A 17408-nucleotide genomic window follows, 5' to 3' on the forward strand; every position below is an offset into this window, starting at 1 on the left:
AGGAGGGAGGTCGGGTGGCACCGGCGCGTCGCGTGGGCGGCCTCGATGTGCGTGACGGCCCGGCCCGGTGGAGCCTGGACCTCGTGCGAGACGAGGGCGACGGCGAGGGCGAGAACGACGGCGGGGGCGGCGGTGAGGGCGAGGGCGCGGGCGGCGACGTGGAGTCCGTGCTCGACGCGCTCTACGTCACGCCGCCGCCCCGCTTCGTCTCGCGCCGCGCGGAACTCGCCCTTGCGGCCAAGTCGGACGGCCGCGCCGAGGACGCCCGCCGTATCAGGGCCGCCCGCCGTCCCTCGCTGGCCGCCTGGACGGCGAACCTGCTGCTGCGCTCCCGGCCCGAGGAGAGCCGGCAGTTCCTGGAGCTTGGGCGGGCGTTGCGGGAGGCGTACGGCGCCCTGGACGCCGTAGGGATCAAGGAGCTGTCGGTGCAGCGCCGCCGGGTCGTCTCCGAGCTGACCCGGCAGGCGGCGCTGCTGGCCCTGGAGGCGGGGGAGCGGCTGTCGGGCGGGGTGCAGCGGGGGGTCGAGTCGACCCTGCACGCCGTGCTCGCCGACCCGGAGGCCGCCGACCGGTGGGCCGGCGGTCGGCTGGAGAGCGCCCTCACCCCGCCGTCGGAGTTCGCCCCGGGCGCGACCGCCTCCGCCGTCGGCGCGCGGCCCGCGCCGGCCCGGCCGACGGCTGCGTCGGACGAGTCGGTCGAGTCGGACGCGTCGCCTGCGTCGGCCGCGTCGGCCGCCGAGCGGGCGCGCCTGAAGGACGAGCTGGCCGAGCGCCGTCGGGAGAAGCAGCGGCTGCTCGCCCGGGCCAAGAAGGCGGCCCGGTCCGCCGAACGGCTGCTGAGCGACCGGCGCACGAGCCGAGCCGACGCCGACACTGCGCTGGACCGGGCGCGCGACCGCCATGACGAGGCGCGGCGGCGGGTGTCCGCTGCCGAGGAGCACCTGCGGCAGACGCGCGAGGAGCTGCGGCGGGCCGCCCAGGAGCTCGCGGAGGCCGAAGAGGGGAGCCAGGAGGCCGCGGAGGCGCTCGGACAGGCCGAGCGGGAGGCGCGGGAGGCCGCCGAGGAGGTCGACCGGCTGTCCCCTCGGTGAGCCTGGAGGGCCTCGCATGCCTTCGGTCAGCCGCAGCTCGGGGCCTGGGGCGCGTCCTCGGCGTGCCGGGTCAGCGCGCAGACCGTGCGCAGCGCGACCTTCCACGTGCCGTCCTGCTGGACGGCCGCCCCCGGGCCGTCGGTGGCCAGCCGCCGGCCGTCGCGGGTGAGGGTGTACGCGACGGTCGCGTCCTGGGACGTCGTGTACGCGACCGTGGTCACCTCGGCGCGCAGGCGGCTGCCGAGCCGGTCCGCGAAGAGGTTCTCGATCATCAGCGCGTTCTGCGGGCCGTCCTCGACGACCTCGCTGCGTTCGTCGACGGAGGACTCGGGGTCGAAGAGGACCCGCCAGGCCGCTCGGACGCCCTGCTCGGCCTGCGCCGGCTCCGCGGGGACCGTGCCGGTGAGGGCAGGGGAGGAGGGGGTGGCGGGGGTGGCGGGGGTCGTCGGTGAGGTGGCGCCGACCGTGGCCGGGCCTGTCGAGCCGGTGGTCGGCCTCGCCGTCGTCGACGCGGTCGGGGGAGTGGAGGCCGCCTCACCGCCGCCCTCGCTGTCGCAGCCGACGGTGAGCGCGAGAGCGACGGCGGCGGTGGCCCAGGAGGCCGCTCGGCGTGTCGCAAAGGCCATGGGGGATCCCTCCGGTAGCGGTGTGGCTGGACTACCCGGGACGTGCGGCTTCATCCCGACGAGCCGCGGGGCCGGCCGCGACCGAGACCGCGACCGGACGCCCGTTCACCGTGCGGCGCGGGTCACTGCTCGGCCCCGCCCTTGCGGCGTACGAGGAACACCACGGCCGCCACCGCCACGAGGATCGCGGCGACGATGCCGGTCCACGCGCCCGCCGACAGCCCGCCGTCGTCGTCCTTCTCGGTCGCGGCGGCCTGCGGGGACGCCTCGTCGGCGGTCGGCGTCGGCGACGCCGCGGGCGCGGCGGAGGTCTCCGGCGCGGTGGGGGTCGGGGCCTCCGACTGTGCGCCGGGCGCCGCCGCCTTCAGCTTCAGGACGGGGGCCTCGTTGCCGTGCCCGTGCCCGTCGCCGCCGGACTCGCCCAGCTCGATCCAGCGGTCGACCTTGCCGTCGCTGTACGTCTGGAGCGTCTTGAACACCAGCTCCTTCGCGTCCGGCAACTGCCGTACGACGACGGAGTGTTCGGCGTCGCCGCCGACCTTCACGGCGGGGCCCTTGACCGCGTAGCCGTCGCTGGTGGGGGCGAACGTCCAGCCCTTGGGGCCCTCGCCGTAGACCACGTCGGTGGGGGCTATGCCCTTGGGCAGGACCACCCGCAGCTGGGTGATGCCGGCGGTGGCGGACTCCGACTCGGCGGTGAAGGTGAGCTGGACGTTCTGCGCCAGCGCCTGCGCGGTGTCCGACGTCACCTCCACGTGGGCGGCGGCGGGAACGGCCGTGAGCAGGACGGCGGTGGTCGCGGCGGCGGCGGCGACGGTCAGGCGACGCGCGGTGCGCGACAAGGTGTTGCGGGACAGGGTGTTGCGCGACATGGGTGTCTCCAGGCACAGGCAAAGGCACGGGGGTGGCGGGGGTGGTTCACGTTCACGAGGGATGCCGTGCCGACGGAGGGCCCCGCCGCACCACCGCGTGCGCGAGCACCGGTCCCGCCGTCGGCAGCCGGTCGTCCGGTGCCCGTGGGGACGTCGGCGTTCCGTGTCCCGGCCCGGCCGTCGGCCCCGCGGCCGTCGTCGCGATGCGTGCGGCGGTGTGCAGGCGCGCCCGTACCGTGTCGAGCGCCGCCGTGACCCCGCGGGCCAGCATCCAGCACGCCGCGTCCGCCCGATGCAGGAGGACGGCGGCGAGCACGGCGATCAGCGCGTGGGCCGCCGTCATGGCCAGGGAGTCGTGCAGGCGCGCGTACCAGGCCGCGTGGAGGTGCCCGCCGTGGTGATGACCTGCTGTGGCTGTGGCTGTGGCTGTGGCTGTGGCGGTGAGCGCGGCCGTGTCCAGGGCCGGGGGCCGGGGAACGGTCTGCGGGGTGAGCGTCAGCCACAGGTGCAGCCCGGACTGGGCGACGACGCTGGTGGCGGCGACCGTGACCAGTCGTCGTGGGCGGCGTGCGCCGACCAGGCCCAGCGCGAACAGCGCGACGGCCGCGATGCCGCCCTGGGTCCACGGCACCGGCCCCTCGGCGAGCACACGGTGGGCGCTCGTCCCCAGCACCGTGCCGACGACGGCGAACACCGCGGCCCGCAGGGCGGGCATCGGCGCACGGTGCGTCGGGACGAGTTGGTGCATGGCCCGATCATCATGGGCCATCGCCCGCCCGTTCGGCGGCCGGTGGGGGAAAGATGTCGATACGTCCCGTGCCCGGCCGTCGGGCGGCACCGCGCGCAATCGGTGCACGTCAGGCGGCGATGTGCAGCCTGTGCACATCAGGAAGCGGCGGCGTACAGCCGGTGCGCCTCAGTCGTCGGTGTGCAGCTGGTACACGTTGAACGCCCGTCGGATGACCGGCTGCGCCACGTTCCTGACCCGTACGCCGCCCGCCGTCGTCCCGTGCTCCGTGCCCATGTGGGCGTGGCCGTGGACGGAGAGGTCGGCTCCGGCCGTGTCGATCGCCTCGGCCAGCAGATAGCTGCCGAGGAAGGGATAGATCTCCGGCGGTTCGCCGGCGAGGGTGTCGGCGACGGGGGAGAAGTGGGTGAGCGCGACCCGGGTCTCGCAGCCGTCGCGGCCCAGCTCCTCCAGCGCGGTGTGCAGGGCGTCCGCGCAGCGGCGGGTGTAGCGGACGAACTCCTTCATCAGCGGCTCGCCGAACTCCCCGGCGCAGCGGCCGACGAACCCGCCGCCGAAGCCCTTCGTGCCCGCGATCCCGACCCGGGTCCCGCCGCACTCCACGACGGTGCCCTCGCCCTCCAGGACCGTCACGCCCGCCTCCCGGAGGATGGCGGTGACCTCCTCGGGCCGCTCGTCGTGATGGTCGTGGTTGCCGAGGACGGCCACCACCGGCACCGGCAGCCCCCGTACCTCCTGGGCGACCACCTTCGCCTCCTCGGGCGTGCCGTGGCGCGTGAGGTCGCCCGCGAGGAGCAGCAGGTCGGCGCAGTCGGGCAGGGTGTCGAAGGCGGGCCGCAGCAGGCCCTGGCTGTCGGGGCCCATGTGGATGTCCCCCACGGCGGCGACGCGGATCATGGCAGGTCCTCCGCATGGTCGGGGGAGGCGGTCTCGGCCACCACCACGTCGGTGTGCACGGCGAGCCCGGCCAGTTCCTCGTGGACGGTCCGCAGCACGGTCTCCCGGCACTGGGCGGAGGGGACGGTGCCGGTCACCACGACCGATCCGGCCCGCACCTCGGCCCGGACGCCCAGTTCGCCGAGCTCCTCGGCGGCGAGGCGGTCGTGCAGGTGGGCGACGCGGTACTCGACGTTCTCGTCGGTGTGACCGGTGTGACCGGTGTGACCGGTGCGGTCGGTGCGGTCGGTGCGGTCGGTGCGGTCGTCGTGGCCGTCGTGGCCGTCGCGGTCGGCGAGAGGCCTCATCGCTGTTCCTCCTTCGGCCTCGGTTCGATGACCTCCAGCCGCTCCAGGAAGTAGAAGAACGCGTCGGGCATCGGCTCGTCGCCGCAGGCGCGCTGCACCCTGCCCCAGTCGACCTTCTCGCGCAGCGTCCGGGCGATCGGCAGCACCGCCCCGAAGTCGCAGTGGTGCTCGGAGAAGGCGGCGATCAGACTGTGCACCAGATCGGTCGGCGACAGGACCGGCATGAACACCGAGTCCACCGACAACTCCTGGGCCCGCTCCAGCAGTTCCGTGGTGACCGGCTGATGCGCAAGCTCGAAGATCAGGTCGACCTGCTGTCCGAGACAGCTGGCTTTGAGCAGCCAGTCCTCGGGTGGCGCGTAAACCGGCAGTCCGGCCTCGCGGAGCGTCACGGCGACCGCCTCCGCGTCCTCGGGGCGGAAGCAGAAGTCGACGTCGTGCTGGAGGTTCTGGGTGCCGCCGTGCGCGTACACGGCGACGCTGCCCGCGAGGGCGAAGGCGTGTCCCTTCCGCTTCAGGATCGCGCCGACCTGCTTGGCGGCCTGGAGGATCGCCTGGTTGCGGTCGAGCGGGAGATCCTCCATGAGTACGCCGTTCTGCGGGACGAGATCCGGATCCCCCGTCGCCAGACGCAGCTCGGCGACGCCTGCGTGCGGGTCGAATGCGTTGTCGTCCGCGTGCCCCGTCATCGTTGCCCCCTGTCTGGTAGGTCCCGTCGGCCGCTCCGCGTCCGGCGCGGCGGCTCCGAAGGACCGTTACGTCGGGCCCCGAGTACCCGGCCACGGCGGCTCAGACACGGAACATGAGCGGGCGCGGAGCGGGGCGGCACCCCGGATCAGGGGCACCCGGCTCCCATGAACGGCACGAACGACACACAGGGCGGGAACGAAGCGAGGGCGACCGTCGAACGGCTCGTGGCGGCCTGGCTTGAGGAGGCCGAGCGGCACGACGAGGACGCGGCCCGCGAGGCCCGTGCCGGGTGGGAGCGGGGATCCCTGACCGACCGGTCCGCCGAGGACCTCGCCCACTGGGTCACCGCCAGGGTCACGAACACGGGCTTCAACGAGGACGAGGGCCCCTGGGTGGACGGGCCGACCCGCATCACCCCGGCGGACAAGGACACCGTCCACCGCTGGCTGACGGAGCAGGGCCACACGCTCTGAGACTCGCGTCGGTCCAGATCGATCCAGATCAACCCGGATCAATTCATATCGATCCGGATCGGTCCGGATCAGGCAAGGGTCGCCGGGCGACCTCGCGGGCGTCGGCCGCGGGGAGGCCGAGCATGCGCAGGACCATCTCGGCGAGGTCCGTCGCCGCCTCGTCGCCGTCCAGGTCGGGGCGGGCGAACCGCAGCTCGATCAGGGACAGCAGTGTGCCGCCGACGGCGGACAGGGCGACGGCGGGCTCCACGGGGGTGAAGCGGCCCGAGGCGACGCCCAGTTCGAGGTCGCGCAGCGCGCGGGGGGCGAGCCCCCGGTCGGAGTGGAGGTGCTCCAGCCCGCGCCGGCGCAGCACCTGCATCAGCTCGGGGTGGGAGCCGGTCATGCGGGCGCTGAGGCGGAAGCCCGCCGCGACGAGTTCCGCCGGGTCGTCGATGCCGGTCAGTCGCTCGTCGAAGGTCCGGCCGAACTCCTCCAGCGCGTCCGCCACCGCCGCGTCGAACAGCTCCGTCTTCGACTCGAAGTGGTTGTAGAACGAGCCGAATCCCACGTCCGCGCGCTCCGCGATCGCCTGGATGCTCACGGCGGTGTCCCCCGTCTCGGCCAGGATCCGCCGGGCCGCGCGCACGAGCGCCTGACGGGTCTCGGCGCGGCGGCGTTCGAAACGGTTGCGGGGCGGAGCTGACGACGGCATGCGGGCAGTCTAGCGGCGGCTTCCAGCGCATCGGCAGTTCTGATGATTCCATCATTCAATGCTGTCTCTCGGAGGGCGCCCGGTCTCACGCCCGGTCGGCCGGGCCCGTCCAAGTGACCGACTCGGGCTCGGGGTTGAACTTCGGGTGGAAGCTCTCCGGCGGGGCCAGATACGCCGGAGGCGGACCGCCCGTGTCGATGACGATCTGGTCGACGGCGATCGCGGGATCGACCATGAACAGGCGCAGCAGGTGCTCGCCCGGTTCGGCGACGGTCACGGTGGCCGTCAGCTTCTCCACGCCCTCCTCGACGTTGCGGGCCCAGGCGTCGCCCCGGTTGCCGGTGGCGACCGCCTGGCCCGACAGCACGGTGGCCGGCCCGGCGTCGAGGGCGACCGCCAGCCGACGCTGACCCCGCTCGTCGAGGGAGGGCAGCCGGAAGACGGTCACGGGGAAGACGCCGGTGCTGAAGAAGCGCACCCGGTACGTCAACTCCGGTGCACAGGAAGGCAGGTCGCCCGTGATCGGCGGCGCGGTCGACGGTGCCGTCTCCATGGCCGCGGTACGGCGGCCGAGTCCGCGTACCGTCCTCCAGTGTGCGCCGCCGCGCGCCGTCCGGCGGTCGGCGTGCGCGGCGTCGATCGACACATACCCGTGCGCCTCGACGAACCCACGGGCCCGCCGCCGCGCCCGCTCCCCGTCGTTGCGCACCAGCAGCGGCACCTCCACGCGCTGCCCGGCACCCGTGACGGTGACGGTCACGTCGTGGACGCCCTCGGGCGCCCGCGCCCAGTCGACCTCCACCCACAGCCGCCGCTGCGGCACGGTCTCGCCGAGGGAGCCGCCCGTCGCGCTGAGCAGCACCCCATGGGCGGCTGCTCGCCGCCGCCCAGTCCACCCGCAGTGAAGTCCTCGCCGCCCGTCGTCGCGGCCCGGGCGGTCGCAGGGAGCATGCCGGGCGCCAGCGGGGCCAGCCCGGCGGCGGCCGCTCCGCGCAGGAACGCCTTACGGGTCCATCCCCGGGGTGTCCCGGGCTCCGACCGCGCGTCCTGGGGTGCGGTGTGCGGCATGGATCGCTTCCTCTCCGGACCGGACCGAGATACGGGGATGGCATGGGCATGCTAGAAAGCGCTTTCCCTCGCAGTCTAGGACGCGGTCGGTCGCGGCGTCCAGAGCCCTGTAGGCGACTTCTCGCGATGATTAGGTAGACTGACCTACCTAATTCCGCCGCATCACATCGAAGGGACATGCGATGAGCGAGCCCGCCGCGCCGCGCCCCGGAAAGCGCCCTGGCAAGCGCCCCGGCCAACAGCAGGGCGAACGGCGGGGCAGCGCCCGCGAGCGGCTGCTCGCCGCCGCCGCGCGCCGCTTCTACGCGGACGGCGTGTCGGCCACGGGCATCGACGCCATCACCGCCGAGGCGGGCGTGGCGAAGATGAGCCTGTACAACAACTTCTCCTCCAAGGCCGACCTGGTGATGGCCTACCTCGACGCACGCCACGAGGAGTGGCTGGGCCTGTACCGGCGGCGGCTTGAGGAGGCCGCGGACGCCCGGGGCGGCGTGCTGGCGGTCTTCGACGCCTACGCCGACCACGCCGCGTTCGCCTACGAGCGCGGCTTCCGCGGCTGCGGTCTGCTGAACGCCGCCGCCGAACTGCCCGCCGGGGACGAGGGGCGGGCCGTGGTGCGCCGGCACAAGGAGGAGGTCGAGTCCCTGCTCGCCGGACATGTGGAGCGACTGCTGCCGGGGCGGCCGGAGGAGGCCCGCGCGCTGGCCGAGCACCTGGCGTTCCTGCTGGAGGGCGCGATGGCGCGCGCCGGCCTGGAAGGCGCGGGCACACGGCTGGAGCACGCGCGCACGATGGCGGCCGACCTGATGGACCGACTGTGACGCGGCCCGCGGGACACACGGCCGGCTCGACGGCCAAGGCCTCTGTGGGTGTGGGTTCGTTGTGCGTGCTCGTGGCGTCGGTGCTGTGGGGTACGACGGGTACCGCCGCGACCTTCGCCCCGGGCGTGGGGCCCCTCGCGATCGGGGCCGTCGCCATGGGGCTGGGCGGACTGCTCCAGGCCCTGATAGCCGCCCCCCGCATCCGCCGGGAAGCGCCCGCGCTGCGCCTGCGGCGGGCGGTAGTGCTGCTCGGCGCGGTCGCGGTGGGGGCCTACCCGCTGGCCTTCTACAGCTCCATGCACCTGGCCGGGGTCGCCGCCGGGACGGTGGTGTCTATCGGCTCGGCCCCGCTCGCCTCCGCCGTGATCGAGCGCGTCGTGGACGGACGCCGTCTGACGCGCCGCTGGACGACCGGCGCCGCTCTCGGATTGACCGGGACGGCGCTGCTGTGCGCGGCCGAAGCATCCCAGGCGCACTCCGGCTCCGGGGGCCGGTCCGTCGGCGCGACCGTGCTCGGGGTGGGGCTCGGCCTGGTGGCCGGCTTCACCTACGCCCTGTACTCCTGGGCGGCTCACCGCCTGATCAGCGGCGGGATCAGCTCCGGTGCGGCCATGGGCGTCGTCTTCGGCCTCGGTGGGCTGCTGCTCCTGCCCGTCCTGCTGGTCACCGGCGCCCCGCTGCTCGACTCCTGGTCCAACGCGGCCGTCGGCGCGTACATGGCCCTGGTGCCCATGTTCGTCGGCTACGTCCTCTTCGGCTGGGGCCTGGCCCATGTCCCGGCGAGCACCGCGACCACGCTGTCCCTGCTGGAGCCCGCGGTCGCCGCCGTGCTCGCGGTGCTGGTCGTCGGCGAACGCCTGCCTTCGCTCGGCTGGCTGGGGATCGCGCTGGTCGTCGGCTGCCTCGCGGTGCTCACGGCTCCGTCCGGCGGAACGCGTGGCTCTCGACGAAAGGCGGCGACGCCGGACCCGCCTCGCCCCGCACCCGACTCCGATCCCGCACTTGATGCCGACCCCGCTTCCGAGCAGGTCTCGGCGAGGTGACCGGGTCGGCGCGGCAGCACGGCCCTCCGCACCTGGCGTCGCGTCGGCTCCCGGCGTCGCGCCCGACATCGAGCAGGCCCCCGAGCAGGCCTCCGCGAGCTGAGCCGTCGGCGAGACGACCGTCGGCGCGACAGCGCCCCCCTCCGCTCAGTAGGCTCCCAAGCATGCGGATCTCCGTTTCCTCGGACATGGACGAACCCGTGGCCCGCGCGCTGGTCGCGGAGTTGCGCGGACGTGGGCACGACGTCGTGACGCACGGCGCGCTGCGCCCCGGCGCCGACCCGCAATGGGCGGTGTGCTCGGAGGCGGCGGCGCGGGACGTGGCCGACGGGGTGTCGGAGCAGGCGGTGGTGTGCTGCTGGACCGGCACCGGCGCGTCGATCGCCGCGAACAAGGTGCCCGGCGTCCGCGCGGCCCTGTGCACCGACGCCTACACGGCCGACGGCGCCCGCCGCTGGAACGACGCCAACGTCCTCGCGCTCGGGCTGCGGCTCACCTCCGAGCCGCTGCTCAAGGAGATCCTCGACGCCTGGTTCGGCGGCGAGCCCAGCGAGGACGTGGAGGACCGGCGCAACGTCACCCATGTGGCACGGCTGGACGCGGGGCGGGCGGCGTCCGCCGCCGGGACGGAGACCGTTCGGCGCGGCTGAACGGCCAAGACCCGTAAGCGTCCCCTAGCGCGTCCGACGGCTCACCGGGGACCGGGTGCCGATCAGGACGGGTCGTTCGGCCCTGGCGGGTACCCGGCGGCCGGGAGAGGGTGGGGAGGTGCGGACCGGCATGCACCTCCCGCCGACCCGATCCGGAAGGGAACCCGAGATGTCCGTCGACACCCAGCAGGCGTCCACCCCGCTCACCGACGACGAGCTGAGGACACTGGACGCACACTGGCGCGCCGCGAACTATCTGTCCGTGGGCCAGATCTACCTCATGGCCAACCCCCTGCTCACCGAGCCGCTGCGCCCGGAGCACATCAAGCCGAGACTGCTCGGCCACTGGGGCACCTCGCCCGGCCTCAACCTCGTCCACACCCACCTCAACCGCGTCATCCGCGGCCGTGACCTGGACGCGCTGTGCGTGTGGGGCCCCGGGCACGGCGGTCCCGCCGTGGTGGCCAACTCCTGGCTGGAGGGCTCGTACACCGAGATCTACCCCGACGTCACCCGGGACGCGGCCGGCATGGCCCGGCTGTTCAAGCAGTTCTCGTTCCCCGGCGGCATCCCCAGCCACGTCGCCCCCGAGACGCCCGGCTCCATCCACGAGGGCGGCGAACTGGGCTACTCGCTCTCCCACGCCTACGGCGCCGCCTACGACAACCCCGGCCTGCTCGTGGCCTGCGTGATCGGCGACGGCGAGGCCGAGACGGGCCCGCTGGCCGCGTCCTGGCACTCCAACAAGTTCCTCGACCCCGTCCACGACGGCGCGGTCCTGCCGATCCTCCATCTCAACGGCTACAAGATCGCCAACCCGACGGTCCTCGCCCGCCTTCCCGAGCCCGAGCTCGACGAACTGCTGCGCGGCTACGGCCACGACCCGGTCCATGTCACCGGCGACGACCCGGCCGCCGTCCACCGCGCGATGGCCGAGGCCCTGGACACCGCGCTGGACCGCATCGCCGCGATCCAGCGCGCCGCCCGCGAGGACGGCGCCGTCGAGCGCCCCCGCTGGCCGGTGATCGTCCTGCGCACCCCCAAGGGCTGGACCGGCCCCGCGGAGGTCGACGGGCTCCCGGTGGAGGGCACCTGGCGCTCCCACCAGGTGCCGCTGGCCGCCGTCCGGGAGGACCCCGGGCATCTGCGCCGGCTGGAGACGTGGCTGCGCTCCTACCGGCCGGAGGAACTCTTCGACGACGACGGCACGCCCCGGCCCGACGTGCTGGCCTGCGTCCCCGACGGCGACCGCCGCCTCGGCGCCACCCCGCACGCCAACGGCGGTCTGCTGATGCGCGAACTGCCCATGCCCGAACTGGAGTCGTACGCCGTCGCCGTCGACAAACCCGGTGCCACCCAGCACGAACCCACCGCCGTGCTGGGCGAGTTGCTGGAAGACCTGATGCGCGCCACCGCCGAGCGGCGCGACTTCCGGCTGGTCGGACCCGACGAGACCGCCTCCAACCGGCTCCAGGCCGTCTACGGCGCCAGCGGCAAGGCGTGGCAGGCGCAGACCCTCCAGGTCGACGAACACCTCGACCGCCACGGCCGGGTGATGGAGATCCTCTCCGAACACACCTGCCAGGGCTGGCTGGAGGGATACCTGCTCACCGGGCGGCACGGACTGTTCTCCTGCTACGAGGCGTTCGTGCACATCGTCGACTCCATGGTCAACCAGCACGTCAAGTGGCTGCGGGTCACCCGGCGGCTGCCCTGGCGCGCGCCCATCGCCTCCCTCAACTACCTGCTCACCTCGCACGTCTGGCGTCAGGACCACAACGGCTTCTCCCACCAGGACCCCGGCTTCGTCGACCACATCCTCAACAAGAGCCCCGAAGCCGTCCGGGTGTATCTGCCGCCGGACGCCAACACCCTGCTGTCGGTGGCCGACCACGCCCTGCGCAGCCGCGACTACGTCAACGTCGTCGTGGCCGGCAAGCAGCCCTGCTTCGACTGGCTGACCCTGGACCAGGCCCGCGTCCACTGCGCGCGCGGCGCCGGCGTCTGGGAGTGGGCCGGCACCGAGAACGGCAACCGCGAACCGGACGTCGTCCTCGCCTGCGCGGGCGACGTCCCCACCCAGGAGGTGCTGGCCGCTGCCCAGTTGCTGCGCCGGCACCTGCCCGAGCTCGCCGTGCGGGTCGTCAACGTCGTCGACATCGCCCGTCTGATGCCGAGCGGCGAACACCCGCACGGCATGAACGACTTCGAGTTCGACGGCCTGTTCACCGCCGACAGGCCGGTCGTGTTCGCCTACCACGGCTACCCCTGGCTGATCCACCGCCTCGCCTACAGCCGCAACGGGCACGCCAACCTGCATGTGCGCGGCTACAAGGAGATCGGCACCACGACCACCCCGTTCGACATGGTCGTGCGCAACGACCTAGACCGATACCGCCTCGTCATGGACGTCATCGACCGCGTCCCCGGCCTCGCGGTGCGCGCGGCGGCGGTACGCCAACGGATGGAGGACACCCGCCTGCGCCACCACGACTGGATCCGCGTCCACGGCACCGATCTCCCGGAGGTCGCCGACTGGTCCTGGGACGGCTGAACGCGGCCTGGGCCGACCGGAACTGACGGCAACTCATGGGAACGTGGGCAGGGCGCACGGGCGGGGGCGGGCGGCGCAGGGGAAGGGGCAGGGGAGCGGGGCGCGTGCGCCCTGTTCCGGCTTCCCGGGTGGCGATTACAGTGTTCGGCCAGCCCTGCGGCGCGGACGCGGCGGGGCCCAGCCCCAGCACCCCCGTGGTCACCGGCCGTCCCGGTCCGGCCCGCACACCGGCGCGGTTTCCAGGGCGACGGGTGCGACGACCACCCGCGCGCCAGGCACCACCCCGTGACGCCGTTCGGGCCGCAACCGGGTACCCGCGGTACGAGCGCGTGTCGTGAGCCACTGGAGGCCGCTGTGTCCCGACCGTGCATCGCCCTGCTCGCCGACCCGACATCGCCCGAAGGGTGCCGGGAGTACCTCGCCCGGGCGGTGGAACTCCTCACCGGCGCCCCGCCCGTCCGCGTCGACTCCCGGCACTTCGCGACCGGCGGGACCGGCCGCGGCGTCCGCGACGGAGGCCGGTTACGGCTCCGGGTCCCGCGCGAGGGGATCGACCTCGCGCCGGACGTCGTCGTCCTCTACGAGATCCCGCCGCACCGCCGCCGCGCCTACGCCCCCTTCCAGGACCTGCTGGAACGCCACGGCGCGGTGACGCTCGCCGCCGGCCCGGACGCCTGGCGCGCCGCGACGGAGAAGAACCTCACCGTCGAGCGCTTCCGGCGCGACGGCGTCGCCCAGATGGAGACCGTCGTCCTGTCCCGCCCCTCACCGGGGGAGACGGCGACCGTGTTCGAACGGCTCGGCCGCGACGCCTGGGCCCGTCCCGTGGTCGGCACCGGCGGCAACGACACCTTCCACGTCACCACCCCCGCCGCCCTCGCCGACGCCAGGGCCTACTACGCCGAACGCGGCACCGACTGGATGCTCTCCCGCGACGCCGGCAACGTCACCGCCGACGGCCTGCGCCACCAGTTCCGCGTCTTCGTCCTCGGCGGGCGGGTCGTGCACGCCCGCGAGCACCTCCAGCCCGATCCCGACATCCCCTGCAACACCTGCCAGGGCGCCACCGCCGTCCACATCGCCCCGCCCGACCTGCCGCCCCGTCTCACCGAACTGGCCGTCGCCGCGACGGCGTCGGTCGGGCTGCCCTTCGCCGGGGTCGACCTGGCCGTGGAGAACGGCGGCGTCGTCTTCGAGGTCAACGTGCAGCCCGCGTTCGTCGACGGCGACGTCGAGGTCGCCGCCGTGGCCGTGCCCTACATCCAGGCCCACCTCGACGCCTGGGCCCTGGCCGGCGGCGCCGCCCGCGCGGCACACCGGCCGTCGTACCCGCCCCAGGCGGTCGTCGGGACCCGCCCCGAAGGGTTCACAGCCTCAGCGTGAACCACGTCGTCTTGCCCTCGTCGGTCGGCCGCACACCCCAGTCGTCGGCGAGGGCCCGGACCAGGATCAGACCGCGCCCGGACTCCTCGTGCTCCGACGCCGGGCGCGGCTGCGGCAGTTGGGGACTGTGGTCGCCGACCTCGATCGTGAGGTCGGTGGCCGTGCGGTGCAGCCGCAGGGAGATCGGGCCCTCCGCGTGCAGGACGGCGTTGGTGAGCGTCTCCGACAGCAGCAGCAGGGCGTCGTCGGCGTGCCCCGTGCAGTTCCACGAGGTCAGCGCCTTGTGGAGGAAGGCGCGCCCCTCCCGCACGGAGGCCGCGACGGCCGGGAGTTCGGTCGTGACGGCCGCCAGCGGCGCCGCCGGGAGCTGCGCCAGCAGCAGCGTGACGTCGTCGTTGTGGCTGTCGGGGTCCGGCAGCAGACCCGCCAGCACCTGGTCCGCCGCCTCCTCCAGACAGGGCGCGCCGAGGAACAACTTCTCCAGCAGCACGGTGAGTTCGTCGATGCGCAGCCCGATGTCGCTGCCCGGCGTCTCGATCAGGCCGTCGGTGTACAGCACCAGGGTGGCGCCCGGCGCTATCTCCGAACTGGACTGCTCGTACAGCACGTCGCCGACGCCGAGAGGCGCGTTGACGGGGCAGGACAGGGCGCGGATCCCCTCGCCCGCGCCGGCGACGAGGACCGGCAGATGGCCCGCCGAGCAGACGGTCACCGTGCCGGCGTCCGGCGCGATCACCAGGTAGCAGCAGGTGACCAGTTGGTCCGGCACGTCGAGATCGGTGACGCAGGTGTCCAGCGCCCGCATCAACTGCCGCGGCTGCATACCGGTCTTCGCCAACGCGTGGGCCGCAGAACGCAGTTGGCCCATCACGGCGGCGGCCTCCAGACCGCGGCCCATCACATCGCCTATCAGCACGCCGACCCGGTCGCCGCCCAGCGGGATGAGGTCGAACCAGTCGCCGCCCACACCGGCGCCCTGGGTGGCGGGCCGGTAGCGGCTGGCGGTAGCCAGGCCGGGCAGCGCGGGCGGGGTGCCCATCAGGCTGCGCTGGAGGGTCAGCGCGATGTGCCGCTGCTGCTCGTACAGGGCGGTGAGCTCGGCCTCCGCGCGCTTGCGGTCGCTGATGTCCCGCACGATCGCACACGCCCCGACCACCGTGCCGTGGGCGTCCGACGTCGGCCACAGCGTCACGTCCACGTCGAGCAGCGCGCCCGTGCGGGTGACCCGCAGCGTCTCGAAGTGCTCCACCTTGCGGCCCCGCCGCAGCCGTTTGAGCAGCGCTCTCACCTCACCGCGCAGCTCCGGCGGCGCCAGCAGCGAGACGTGCCGGCCGATGGCCTCCTCGGCCGTGTAGCCGTACAGGCGCTGCGCGGCGGCGTTCCAGTAGGTGATGCGGCCGTCGAGGGTGTGGGCGAGGATCGCGTCCTGGGAGGACTCCACGAGCGCGGCCAGCTCGTTGATGCGGGCCTCGGCCGCCTTGCGGTCGCTGACGTCCCGCACGGCCGCCGACACCAGCAGGCCGTCCGCCGTCTCCAGCGGGCTCAGACTGATCTCGACGGGGAACTCGGTGCCGTCCTTGCGCAGCCCGTGCAGTTCGAGACCGGCGCCCATGGGGCGGACCTGGCGGTTGGCGGCGTAGCCGTCGCGGTGCTCGGTGTGCTGGTCGCGGAACCGGTGCGGCATCAGCAACTCGACCGGGCGGCCGAGGAGTTCCTCGCGGCCGTACCCGAACAGCGCCTCCGTCTGGGCGTTGACCAGTCTGATCACGCCCGTGTCGTCGACGATGACCATCGCGTCCGGCGCGGCCTCCAGCAGGCCCCGGAACCGCTCCTCCGCCCCGGCCTCCCGCACCGGGGTGTCGCAGTCGCACCGTTGTCGTACCACCGGGTCCGCCTGCATCAAGTCGGCCATGTTCCACCTCACCTTGCGCGACGATGAGGGACATCACAGCGCTTTCCCACCGCCCCCGCCTGGCGATGTCGCTTACTGACCGTTCACGCCCGAAGCTGGCCACAGGCGTCCCGTACGCGTCACAGGTTCGCCGCGTGATCGGGGACATAAATCTGAAGGTCGCGGGCGGCGGCGGCATGCGAACGTCGCACCGTAGGCTGTGGGCGTGGACGGGTCCGGTGAAGCCGCTGGGAGCGTGGCCGCACGGTTCGCCGGGGCGGACGCGGTGCGGGAACGGGTGCTGTCAGGACAGCTCGTCGAGGTGGTCCTCGGCGACGGGCGGACCGTGATGGTCAAGGCCGGTGACGATCCGAGCGCGGTGCGGGCCGAGGCCGCGGGGCTGCGCTGGCTGGCCGACGCCGGTGCGGTCCGGGTGCCGGTCGTGCACGGTCACGACGCACACCGGCTGGTCATCGACCGGGTCCCGGCCGGCCGGCCGAGCCCCGGGGCCGCCCGTCGCTTCGGCCGCGACCTGGCCGTCCTGCACGCGTCCGGCGCGCCCGCCTTCGGCGCCCCGCCGCCCGACGGGCCGGTGGACGCCTGGATCGGGCTCGCCCCCATGCGCAACGTCACGGGCGACGACTGGCCGGCCTGGTACGCCGAGCACCGGGTGCTGGCGTACCTGCGCCGCGCCGTCGACGACGGCATCGTGCGCCGGGCGGAGGCGGCCGTCGTCGAGCGCGTCTGCGAGCGGCTCCCCGCGCTGTCCGGCCCCGCCGAGCCGCCCGCGCGCCTCCACGGCGATCTGTGGAACGGCAACGTCCTGTGGGGCGAGGACGGACACGTCTGGCTCATCGACCCCGCCGCGCACGGCGGCCACCGCGAGACCGACCTCGCGATGCTCGACCTGTTCGGCTGCCCGCACCTGGAGGAGGTCCTCGACGGCTATCACGAGACCGCGCCCCTCGCCGACGGATGGCGGGGGCGCGTGGGGCTCCATCAGCTCTTCCCGCTCCTCGTCCACGCGGTGCTCTTCGGCCGTGAGTACGCGGAGCAGGCGCTGAGGGTGGTGGCGCGAGCGGAGTCGGAGTCGGAGTGAGGGGGGCGGGGGCCGGGGCCGGGGCGTTAGTGGCCGCCCAGGCCGCCGCCGCCGAACGAGCCGCTGCTGCCCTTGCTCCAGCGTGGCCGGGACTTCGAGCCGCTCGGCCGGGTCCGCATGTTGGTGAGTTCGTAGGGGGTGAGGGGGCGATCGCCTTTGGAGATCACCGGCACGTCGTCCGGCTCCCGGTTCTCGCGGATCTCGTGCACCGCCCCTTCCGGCGGCAGGTGCGGCTGCTCGTCGGGACGCGGCCGGGGCGGCTCACTCCGTTTGACGCGCGCGCCCAGCCAGAAGCTGCCGGCCAGTACGGCCAGGAGGGCGATACCGACCAGGAACATCGCCAGACTGAGCAGACCGCTCGACGCGGCCAGCTGCGAGGTTGCGGTACTCATATCGTGCGAATACCCCTGTAATCGGACATGAACCCCAGGTCGGCGCACGTCGCTCTCCGTGCCCACGGG

General features: G+C 73.8%; 18 protein-coding genes. 8 read left to right on the forward strand and 10 right to left on the reverse strand.

Features of this window, described 5'->3' with window-relative positions; all coding sequences use genetic code 11:
• The first annotated feature begins 158 nt into the window (after nucleotides 1-158).
• The gene (locus ACFYX4_RS38970; protein ID WP_389344404.1) at nucleotides 159-1091 is read left to right on the forward strand and encodes a hypothetical protein; all 933 of its coding nucleotides are present in this window, start codon (nucleotides 159-161) and stop codon (nucleotides 1089-1091) included.
• A gap of 26 nt (nucleotides 1092-1117) precedes the next feature.
• Here ACFYX4_RS38970 and ACFYX4_RS38975 read toward each other — a convergent pair whose 3' ends face one another.
• From ACFYX4_RS38975 to ACFYX4_RS39000, 6 genes are all read right to left on the reverse strand, one after another.
• On the reverse strand, nucleotides 1118-1717 hold the full coding sequence (locus tag ACFYX4_RS38975) for a hypothetical protein (protein ID WP_389344332.1): 600 nt from the start codon (nucleotides 1715-1717) through the stop codon (nucleotides 1118-1120).
• Nucleotides 1718-1839: 122 nt separating this feature from the next.
• Nucleotides 1840-2589 (reverse strand): DUF1775 domain-containing protein, encoded by a 750-nt coding sequence (locus ACFYX4_RS38980; protein ID WP_389344334.1) that lies wholly within the window; start codon nucleotides 2587-2589, stop codon nucleotides 1840-1842.
• A 52-nt stretch (nucleotides 2590-2641) separates the two neighbouring features.
• Nucleotides 2642-3337, reverse strand: a complete 696-nt coding sequence (locus ACFYX4_RS38985) for a hypothetical protein (RefSeq protein ID WP_389344336.1) — start codon at nucleotides 3335-3337, stop codon at nucleotides 2642-2644.
• A 168-nt stretch (nucleotides 3338-3505) separates the two neighbouring features.
• The gene (locus ACFYX4_RS38990) at nucleotides 3506-4234 is read right to left on the reverse strand and encodes a metallophosphoesterase (RefSeq protein WP_389344338.1); all 729 of its coding nucleotides are present in this window, start codon (nucleotides 4232-4234) and stop codon (nucleotides 3506-3508) included.
• Nucleotides 4231-4446: a BON domain-containing protein gene (locus tag ACFYX4_RS38995; protein WP_389344406.1), complete on the reverse strand. Its 216-nt coding sequence runs from the start codon at nucleotides 4444-4446 to the stop codon at nucleotides 4231-4233. Before ACFYX4_RS38995 ends, ACFYX4_RS38990 begins: the two co-directional genes overlap by 4 nt.
• 131 nt (nucleotides 4447-4577) lie before the next feature.
• Complete coding sequence (locus ACFYX4_RS39000; RefSeq protein WP_389344340.1) at nucleotides 4578-5270, reverse strand: nucleotidyltransferase domain-containing protein; 693 nt, start codon at nucleotides 5268-5270, stop codon at nucleotides 4578-4580.
• A 165-nt stretch (nucleotides 5271-5435) separates the two neighbouring features.
• Between ACFYX4_RS39000 and ACFYX4_RS39005 the strand changes: the two genes are divergently transcribed.
• A complete protein-coding gene (locus tag ACFYX4_RS39005) occupies nucleotides 5436-5744 on the forward strand; it encodes a hypothetical protein (protein WP_389344342.1) in 309 nt (102 codons plus the stop codon).
• 43 nt (nucleotides 5745-5787) lie between these two features.
• On the opposite strand, the gene ACFYX4_RS39010 is transcribed toward ACFYX4_RS39005, so the two are convergent.
• Together ACFYX4_RS39010 and ACFYX4_RS39015 are read right to left on the reverse strand one after the other, a co-directional pair.
• Nucleotides 5788-6438, reverse strand: coding sequence for a TetR/AcrR family transcriptional regulator (locus ACFYX4_RS39010; RefSeq protein WP_389344344.1), 651 nt, complete (start codon nucleotides 6436-6438; stop codon nucleotides 5788-5790).
• An 85-nt stretch (nucleotides 6439-6523) separates the two neighbouring features.
• Complete coding sequence (locus ACFYX4_RS39015) at nucleotides 6524-7300, reverse strand: hypothetical protein (RefSeq protein ID WP_389344346.1); 777 nt, start codon at nucleotides 7298-7300, stop codon at nucleotides 6524-6526.
• A gap of 388 nt (nucleotides 7301-7688) precedes the next feature.
• Between ACFYX4_RS39015 and ACFYX4_RS39020 the strand changes: the two genes are divergently transcribed.
• From ACFYX4_RS39020 to ACFYX4_RS39040, 5 genes are all read left to right on the forward strand, one after another.
• A complete protein-coding gene (locus ACFYX4_RS39020; protein WP_389344348.1) occupies nucleotides 7689-8327 on the forward strand; it encodes a TetR/AcrR family transcriptional regulator in 639 nt (212 codons plus the stop codon).
• Nucleotides 8328-8392: 65 nt separating this feature from the next.
• Nucleotides 8393-9370: a DMT family transporter gene (locus tag ACFYX4_RS39025; protein WP_389344350.1), complete on the forward strand. Its 978-nt coding sequence runs from the start codon at nucleotides 8393-8395 to the stop codon at nucleotides 9368-9370.
• A 164-nt stretch (nucleotides 9371-9534) separates the two neighbouring features.
• Nucleotides 9535-10020, forward strand: coding sequence for an RpiB/LacA/LacB family sugar-phosphate isomerase (locus ACFYX4_RS39030; RefSeq protein WP_389344352.1), 486 nt, complete (start codon nucleotides 9535-9537; stop codon nucleotides 10018-10020).
• Nucleotides 10021-10189: 169 nt separating this feature from the next.
• Entirely contained in the window at nucleotides 10190-12574 is a 2385-nt protein-coding gene (locus ACFYX4_RS39035) for a phosphoketolase (protein WP_389344354.1), read from the forward strand.
• 354 nt (nucleotides 12575-12928) lie between these two features.
• Nucleotides 12929-13957 (forward strand): RimK family alpha-L-glutamate ligase, encoded by a 1029-nt coding sequence (locus tag ACFYX4_RS39040; RefSeq protein WP_389344356.1) that lies wholly within the window; start codon nucleotides 12929-12931, stop codon nucleotides 13955-13957.
• Here ACFYX4_RS39040 and ACFYX4_RS39045 read toward each other — a convergent pair.
• The gene (locus ACFYX4_RS39045; protein ID WP_389344358.1) at nucleotides 13941-15869 is read right to left on the reverse strand and encodes a PAS domain S-box protein; all 1929 of its coding nucleotides are present in this window, start codon (nucleotides 15867-15869) and stop codon (nucleotides 13941-13943) included. The two genes, ACFYX4_RS39040 and ACFYX4_RS39045, sit on opposite strands and share 17 nt — an antisense overlap.
• Before the next feature lie 205 nt (nucleotides 15870-16074).
• On the opposite strand from ACFYX4_RS39045, the gene ACFYX4_RS39050 reads away from it, so the two are divergent.
• Nucleotides 16075-16947, forward strand: coding sequence for a fructosamine kinase family protein (locus ACFYX4_RS39050; protein WP_389344360.1), 873 nt, complete (start codon nucleotides 16075-16077; stop codon nucleotides 16945-16947).
• A 26-nt stretch (nucleotides 16948-16973) separates the two neighbouring features.
• Here ACFYX4_RS39050 and ACFYX4_RS39055 read toward each other — a convergent pair whose 3' ends face one another.
• On the reverse strand, nucleotides 16974-17339 hold the full coding sequence (locus ACFYX4_RS39055; RefSeq protein ID WP_389344362.1) for a DUF6479 family protein: 366 nt from the start codon (nucleotides 17337-17339) through the stop codon (nucleotides 16974-16976).
• Between the last annotated feature and the right edge of the window lie 69 nt (nucleotides 17340-17408).

The organism is Streptomyces sp. NPDC002328, from assembly GCF_042890065.1.
In the GTDB taxonomy this organism is placed as follows: Bacteria; Actinomycetota; Actinomycetes; order Streptomycetales; family Streptomycetaceae; genus Streptomyces.

Bases quoted from the DNA above. Each gene is read 5' to 3' on its own strand.
- ACFYX4_RS39030 (WP_389344352.1), top strand. From the start codon at position 9,535: ATGCGGATCTCCGTTTCCTCGGACATGGACGAACCCGTGGCCCGCGCG.
- ACFYX4_RS39045 (WP_389344358.1), bottom strand. From the start codon at position 15,869: ATGGCCGACTTGATGCAGGCGGACCCGGTGGTACGACAACGGTGCGAC.
- ACFYX4_RS39035 (WP_389344354.1), top strand. From the start codon at position 10,190: ATGTCCGTCGACACCCAGCAGGCGTCCACCCCGCTCACCGACGACGAG.
- ACFYX4_RS39000 (WP_389344340.1), bottom strand. From the start codon at position 5,270: ATGACGGGGCACGCGGACGACAACGCATTCGACCCGCACGCAGGCGTC.
- ACFYX4_RS39010 (WP_389344344.1), bottom strand. From the start codon at position 6,438: ATGCCGTCGTCAGCTCCGCCCCGCAACCGTTTCGAACGCCGCCGCGCC.
- ACFYX4_RS38975 (WP_389344332.1), bottom strand. From the start codon at position 1,717: ATGGCCTTTGCGACACGCCGAGCGGCCTCCTGGGCCACCGCCGCCGTC.
- ACFYX4_RS38985 (WP_389344336.1), bottom strand. From the start codon at position 3,337: ATGCACCAACTCGTCCCGACGCACCGTGCGCCGATGCCCGCCCTGCGG.
- ACFYX4_RS39055 (WP_389344362.1), bottom strand. From the start codon at position 17,339: ATGAGTACCGCAACCTCGCAGCTGGCCGCGTCGAGCGGTCTGCTCAGT.
- ACFYX4_RS39005 (WP_389344342.1), top strand. From the start codon at position 5,436: ATGAACGGCACGAACGACACACAGGGCGGGAACGAAGCGAGGGCGACC.
- ACFYX4_RS38980 (WP_389344334.1), bottom strand. From the start codon at position 2,589: ATGTCGCGCAACACCCTGTCCCGCAACACCTTGTCGCGCACCGCGCGT.
- ACFYX4_RS38990 (WP_389344338.1), bottom strand. From the start codon at position 4,234: ATGATCCGCGTCGCCGCCGTGGGGGACATCCACATGGGCCCCGACAGC.
- ACFYX4_RS39020 (WP_389344348.1), top strand. From the start codon at position 7,689: ATGAGCGAGCCCGCCGCGCCGCGCCCCGGAAAGCGCCCTGGCAAGCGC.